Raw genomic sequence first — 6712 nt, forward strand, 5'->3', positions numbered from 1 at the left:
TTTTTCTTTTGATTCTTTTATTTAGAATACCCGGAAAGTGACAGAAGAGGGGTATCCCTCAGATGCAAAAGCAATTGATTATTTTTTATCAAAGGATAAGGTTTAAAGCTGAGTGGAATTGTGGGTGTTTTTTCTCCCCTACCCCCTTACCCTTCGGGAAGCTACGCTCACGGCGAAGCCTGCCCCCTGGTGTTTCACTTGGAAGTTCCTAAAATGTCACAATCTCAAATGGGGATACTTCCAAAAGCCAACGGGCGGAATTATTTGCAAAATTTGGGCATATACCCAGAACAGCTTTAGACAGCCTGTAAAATTTCCTCATCTAAAGAGAAATCCACCTCAGCTTTATCTTGCCCGTTCGCCAGATAATCGTTGTCTAGAGAATCAGCTAGTCCAGAAATTAAATCATATTCAGGTTGCCAATTTAATTCCGTTATTGCTTTATTTACTGATGCGAAGAAATGCTGCACCCGCATAGGAAAAGCTTTGCGTTTGCCGAAGTCAAATTTTTTCGGGTCGTAATGTACTATTTTAATCGCATCAGGTGATTTGCCAGCCGCCACAGCACAAGCACGGGCCAAACCATCAAAAGTGACATAGCGATCGCCTGAAATATTATAAATTTCTCCTATGGCTTGTTCATTGCCAATCACCTGAGACATGGCTGTAGCCAAATCTTTGACATGACCTAACTGGGTAATATGCAGTCCATTACCGGGAATAGGTAACGGGCGATCGCGCACAATTCTATCAAAAAACCAGCTTTCTAAAGGATTATAGTTTTGTGGCCCATAAATATAAGTTGGGCGAATCGAGGTAAAGGGTAATTGATGTTGACTCAAGTAAGCTTCCGTCTCATGCTTACCCCGGTGACGACTTTTCGGATCTACTGCATCGCCTTCTATGTGGGGTAACTGGTCAGATTTGAGATATACCCCCGCAGAACTCATATAAACAAAATGTTGTACCCGTCCTTGAAAAATTTCTGCCAGTGGTTGGGTGTCAGTAAGTTCCCGACCATTGTTATCAAAAACGACATCAAAATTTTCTGATGATAATTTTTCCTTAAGTTGGGTTGCGTCAGTGCGATCGCCTATAATTTGTCCTACTCCCTGCAAAGAAGGTACAGGACGATTACCACGATTGAACAGTACCACCTCATGTCCTTGATCTACCAGCAGTTGAGTTAGATAGACACCAATGAACCGAGTACCACCCATGATTAAAATTCGCATAGATTCCCAGTTTTTAACTTTTGCGTGTTGTCAAGAGGCTAGAGACTAGAGATTAGAGAAAAGAAAATTTTTCCCAGTTCCCATTGCTTTATCCCCAGAAGGGGCCTCAAGTTCTCCAGTCCCCAACTTGAGGTTATCAGGTTGCAGTGTCCCTCTGGAACCTCTTGGGAGATAATTACGTCTTTAGCTCAATCTGGGGCACTTCCCAATTCTTTGATTACCAAGGGAAACTGTTCAGTTAACCTTATTAATTGCCTTGCGTTTTTTCTACCTATTAAAGTTAGCTGTGCCCTTGAAATATGCTTTAGTTCATGAATGGCTGACACCTAAGGCCACAGGCGGTTCAGAATTAGTTGTACAAGAAATTCTGAAACACATTGATGCCAATGTATATGCTCTGATTGATTTTGAATCTAGCAATTCTGAAAGTTATTTATATCAACGTCAGATTGGCACAACGTTTCTTCAGCATTTACCTGGTGCGCGTAATGGTGTCCAAAAATACTTGCCTTTTTTACCGTTGGCAATTGAGCAACTGGATTTACGGCAATACGACGTGATTCTGTCGTCATCTCACGCTGTTGCCAAAGGAGTTTTGACTACTCCTGATCAGTTGCATATTTGTTATTGCCATAGTCCCATGCGCTATGCTTGGGACTTGACATTTGATTATCTGCGCCACAGCAAATTGGGTAATGGTTTACCTGGATGGGGAACACGGTATTTACTACATCGTTTGCGTCAGTGGGATGTATTGAGTGCGAATCGTGTTGATCACTTCATTGCTAATTCGCACCATACAGCTCGTCGTATTTGGCGTTGCTATCGGCGAGAAGCAAAAGTAATTTATCCCCCTGTGAATATTGACAATTTGCCGTTTTTGCCAGACAAGGAAGATTTTTATTTAATAGTTTCCCGTTTAGTAAGCTATAAACAAGTATCTTTAATTGTCAGAGCTTTTAATCAATTACAAAAGCCTTTAGTAATCATTGGTACAGGGCCAGAGATGGAAAAAATTTCGCAAATAGCAAACTCTAACATTGAAATACTAGGATGGCAACCTGATGATGTAGTCAAAAAATATATGGCTAGAGCTAAAGCGTTTGTGTATGCAGCTTGTGAAGATTTTGGCATTGCCTTAGTAGAGGCACAAGCTTGCGGTACGCCAGTGATTGCCTATGGTGCTGGAGGTGCGCTAGAAACCGTGCGGGATTTGCACTCTTTTAAGGAGACAGCCACAGGCATATTTTTCAACAAGCAAACAGCCGCATCTTTGATAGAAGCAGTAGAGAAATTTGAAATGTATCAAAATTTATTTAATCTTGAGTATGTGCGATCGCACGCCACCCGCTTTTCACCGCAAGTTTTTGCAGAACAATATCTCGCTTTCATAGATCAATGTTACAAAAATAGGTCATCCTTAGGACTGATTAGTGAAATTTAAAAGGTAATTTTATAAGCTTTTGGTAATTTTCCGACCGAAGCAAATCATTTTAGCTTTAAGATTGGGACTATGTGTGGTGTGGATTATTAAGGAGTATGATGACTGCCCAGAGCTCACTCCTCTCCGGCAAGCGATACCTACCCTTCAGAAACGGCAAAGCCAAGAAGCCAGAAACTAGTGCGTCTACGCGTACTTTTTTAAGACGCGTCCAAAAGACAAAAGCGCCTAGGCTGAAACCCAGAGGCTGGTCTTTTCAGGGTTTAAACGGAGAGTTCGCAAAGCGACTGTTTGATATCATCTTTTCTTTGTTGGTGTTGATTTTATTTTTTCCCGTCTACTTAGTTTTGTCCTTGCTGATTGCTTGTAGCTCAGAAGGGCCAATTTTTTATATCCAAAAACGGGTAGGAAAAAATTACAAACCATTCAATTGTATTAAATTCCGCACAATGGTGAGCAATGCAGATGAGATGTTTATACAAATGATGGAAACATCGCCCCATTTGCGGCAAGAGTTTGAAAGCAGCTTTAAGCTCAAACAAGACCCCCGAATTACCAAAATCGGACAATTTTTGCGAATTACTAGCTTAGACGAATTTCCCCAATTTTGGAACGTTTTAAAAGGAGACATGAGCGTGGTCGGACCAAGACCCTTAGTAACGGAGGAACTTCCCAAATATGGTTGTCACATCGATCACATTCTCACAATAAGACCAGGAATTACCGGATTATGGCAGGTATCTGGACGTAACGATATTCCTTACCCACGCCGAGTGCAAATAGACCTACATTATGTCAAATTTAGAAATTTTTGGCTTGATTTATGGATAATACTGAAAACCATTGATGTGGTTATTTTACCTAAGAATAACGGAGCATACTGAACCACTCAATCTTTATTCTCTAATATACTTCTTCACTTTGGGGAGAATTAAGGGAAATGAGGAGGATCAGGGAGATGAGGAAAAAAGATTATTTTCTGCTTTCGCATACCCTACAACTTGCCCCCTGCCTCTTCTTCCCTTACTCCCCATGAAACATTTTCCAGTATCATGCATTAAGTTGCTTGATGTTGACTTGTTAAATAATTTTTTATTAAGTATATTTATTGACGGAAAACCTCGATTAATTATAAAAACCCGTAGGTTCGCCATTAAGCAATCTAGTATTTAATTGCTAGGTTGTATCAATTGGCTTGTAAAAATTTCACCAAAACTAACAAGGTATAATTGAGTATGACCCAAAACAAGCGAGCGTTGATTACTGGTATCACTGGTCAAGATGGTTCATACCTGAGTGAGTTTTTGCTAGAGCAAGGTTATGAGGTACATGGGATCATCCGCCGGACTTCTACCTTCAACACAGACCGCATTGATCATATGTACGAAGACCCTCACAAAGAGGGAGTGCGCTTGTTTCTGCACTATGGCGACTTGACAGATGGTACGACGCTCCGGCGCATCTTAGAAGAGGTCAAGCCGACAGAAATTTACAACCTAGGCGCGCAATCTCATGTCAGAGTCAGCTTTGATTCACCAGAATACACAGTAGACGCCGTAGGTATGGGAACTCTGCGCTTACTAGAAGCAATCCGCGACTACCAGCAACGCACAGGCATTCAGGTGCGTTTTTATCAAGCGGGTTCTTCAGAAATGTATGGTTTGGTACAAGCAGTCCCCCAAAGCGAGACTACGCCGTTTTATCCCCGCAGTCCCTATGCTTGTGCGAAAGTTTATGCCCATTGGCAAACGATAAATTACCGTGAGTCTTATCAGTTGTTTGCGTGTAATGGCATCTTGTTTAACCACGAATCGCCACGTCGAGGTGAAACCTTTGTAACTCGCAAAATTACCAGAGCAGTCGCCAAAATTGTGGCTGGTAAACAGAAAAAAATCTACATGGGCAATCTTGATGCTAAACGAGATTGGGGCTATGCCAAAGATTACGTGCGGGCAATGTGGCTGATGTTGCAGAAAGACCAGCCGGACGACTACGTAATTGCCACTGGCGAAACCCACTCTGTAAGGGAATTTTTAGAAAAGGCATTTGGTTATGTAAATCTCAACTGGGAAAATCATGTTGAGTTTGACGATCGCTATCTGCGCCCGGCAGAAGTAGACTTATTAATTGGTGATCCCACTAAGGCAAAAGAAAAATTGGGTTGGCAGCCTTCGGTAACCTTTGATGAACTAGTGGCTTTAATGGTGGAAGCAGACCTACAGGCCTTGGGTCATACTTCACCCAATGGTAATGGTGCGGCTCTTCCTCATGAGATGGCTACTATTCGTCAAGAACTGGGCGCTCTCCACTTCTGATTTATATATCCCATGAGGCTAAAAATATGACCACCTTTGAACTCAGCAACAAGCGAATCCTCGTCACTGGTGGGGCGGGTTTTCTCGGTCGTCAGGTGATCGATCAGCTGTGTCAAGCTGGAGCGGATAGTGCCAAAATTACAGTGCCGCGATCGCGTGAACATGACTTGCGTAGCTTGGAAGTCTGCCAACGGGTAGCCGACCAACAAGATATTATTATCCACTTAGCTGCTCACGTGGGTGGTATTGGTCTTAACCGGGAAAAACCAGCAGAGTTATTTTACGACAACTTGATCATGGGCACCCAGCTAATTCATGCCGCCCATCAAGTTGGAGTAGAAAAATTCGTTTGTGTAGGCACCATCTGTGCCTATCCCAAATTTACCCCTGTGCCATTTAAAGAAGATGATCTCTGGAATGGCTACCCAGAGGAAACTAACGCCCCCTACGGCATTGCTAAAAAAGCGCTGTTAGTGCAATTGCAATCTTACCGCCAGCAGTATGGCTTTAATGGCATTTACTTGCTGCCAGTAAATTTATACGGGCCAGAAGATAACTTTGATACCAGCAGTTCCCATGTGATTCCGGCGTTAATTCGCAAAGTCCACGAAGCCCAAATTAAGGGAGAAAAACAACTTCCTGTTTGGGGTGATGGTAGTCCTACCCGCGAGTTTCTGTATTCAGAAGATGCGGCACGGGGAATCGTTATGGGTACTCAATCTTATAACGACTCTGAACCAGTTAATTTGGGAACGGGTTCGGAAATATCCATTCGTGATTTAATTAATCTCATCTGTGAATTGATGGAGTTTGATGGGGAAATTGTTTGGGAAACCGACAAACCTAATGGTCAACCTCGTCGTTGTTTGGATACTGAACGAGCCAAGCAAGCCTTCGGGTTTACGGCTCAAGTAAGTTTTAGGCAAGGGTTAAAGAATACGATTGAATGGTATCGGCAAAACGCTGCATAATGACTCTGGGGTGGGCGTTGCCCACCTTTTTTATTTGGCAAAGATGAATGAAAAGTCACCCGAAGGGAAGCGTAAAGGTGCGCGGAGGTGGTTTGAAGTTTGATGGAGAAAGTTACATTACGCCGGACTATACTCAAACAACGGCAATCGATGTCTGTGGAAGAATGGCGAGAAAAAAGCGATCGCATCTGTAAAAATTTGCAAAAATCTACTTTATTTACCCAGGCAAAAACAATACTTGCTTATTTCAGCTTTCGTCAAGAACCTGACCTGGGTGCATTATTTACCAATAGCCAATATCGTTGGGGATTTCCTCGCTGCGTAGGTAAATCTCTTAATTGGCATATTTGGCAACCTGAGGATTCTCTGCAAACAGGCGCTTATGGTATTACTGAACCTCATGCCCACGCCCCAACTATTAATCCCCAAGAAGTTGATTTAATTCTTGTGCCTAGTGTTGCTTGCGATTATCAAGGATATCGCCTGGGCTATGGTGGGGGTTATTACGATCGCTTACTCAGTTCTCCAGAGTGGAGTCACAAGCCAACTATCGGTATTATATTTAATTTTGCTTATTTACCTCAACTACCTATTGAAACTTGGGATCAACCATTGAAAGCTGTAGTGACTGAAAATTAATTTGCTGACTGGTGATCAATTTTTTCTGCTTCTCAATAACTGTACTAGGAATGAATTTAAGCTTAACGGGTGACAAGGCAGTTGAAGATGAGATGTGGCAACAATTTGAGA

The 6712-nt window shown here is 42.4% G+C and carries 6 protein-coding genes; 5 read left to right on the forward strand and 1 reads right to left on the reverse strand.

The features are described from left to right. Positions 1–296: 296 nt before the first annotated feature. Entirely contained in the window at positions 297–1235 is a 939-nt protein-coding gene (locus ACM0OS_RS27930) for an NAD-dependent epimerase/dehydratase family protein (protein WP_414546435.1), read from the reverse strand. A 286-nt stretch (positions 1236–1521) separates the two neighbouring features. On the opposite strand from ACM0OS_RS27930, the gene ACM0OS_RS27935 reads away from it, so the two are divergent. The 5 genes from ACM0OS_RS27935 to ACM0OS_RS27955 all read left to right on the forward strand — a co-directional run bounded on the left by ACM0OS_RS27935 (position 1522) and on the right by ACM0OS_RS27955 (position 6601). Further along, positions 1522–2679 carry a glycosyltransferase gene (locus ACM0OS_RS27935; RefSeq protein ID WP_414546436.1) on the forward strand — a complete coding sequence of 386 codons (1158 nt, stop codon included), beginning with the start codon at positions 1522–1524 and terminating at the stop codon, positions 2677–2679. Positions 2680–2777: 98 nt separating this feature from the next. After that, positions 2778–3560 carry a sugar transferase gene (locus ACM0OS_RS27940; RefSeq protein WP_414546440.1) on the forward strand — a complete coding sequence of 261 codons (783 nt, stop codon included), beginning with the start codon at positions 2778–2780 and terminating at the stop codon, positions 3558–3560. A gap of 351 nt (positions 3561–3911) precedes the next feature. Continuing rightward, entirely contained in the window at positions 3912–4991 is a 1080-nt protein-coding gene (gene gmd / locus ACM0OS_RS27945) for a GDP-mannose 4,6-dehydratase (RefSeq protein WP_414546437.1), read from the forward strand. A gap of 26 nt (positions 4992–5017) precedes the next feature. Beyond that, positions 5018–5962 (forward strand): GDP-L-fucose synthase family protein, encoded by a 945-nt coding sequence (locus ACM0OS_RS27950; RefSeq protein ID WP_414546438.1) that lies wholly within the window; start codon positions 5018–5020, stop codon positions 5960–5962. 102 nt (positions 5963–6064) lie between these two features. Beyond that, entirely contained in the window at positions 6065–6601 is a 537-nt protein-coding gene (locus tag ACM0OS_RS27955; protein ID WP_414546439.1) for a 5-formyltetrahydrofolate cyclo-ligase, read from the forward strand. Positions 6602–6712 lie beyond the last annotated feature (111 nt).

Origin of the sequence: Nostoc sp. CCY0012 (assembly GCF_963920855.1) — a bacterium.
In the GTDB taxonomy this organism is placed as follows: Bacteria; Cyanobacteriota; Cyanobacteriia; order Cyanobacteriales; family Nostocaceae; genus Cyanocohniella.

Bases quoted from the DNA above. Each gene is read 5' to 3' on its own strand.
- ACM0OS_RS27930 (WP_414546435.1), bottom strand. From the start codon at position 1,235: ATGCGAATTTTAATCATGGGTGGTACTCGGTTCATTGGTGTCTATCTA.
- ACM0OS_RS27940 (WP_414546440.1), top strand. From the start codon at position 2,778: ATGACTGCCCAGAGCTCACTCCTCTCCGGCAAGCGATACCTACCCTTC.
- gmd (WP_414546437.1), top strand. From the start codon at position 3,912: ATGACCCAAAACAAGCGAGCGTTGATTACTGGTATCACTGGTCAAGAT.
- ACM0OS_RS27950 (WP_414546438.1), top strand. From the start codon at position 5,018: ATGACCACCTTTGAACTCAGCAACAAGCGAATCCTCGTCACTGGTGGG.
- ACM0OS_RS27955 (WP_414546439.1), top strand. From the start codon at position 6,065: ATGGAGAAAGTTACATTACGCCGGACTATACTCAAACAACGGCAATCG.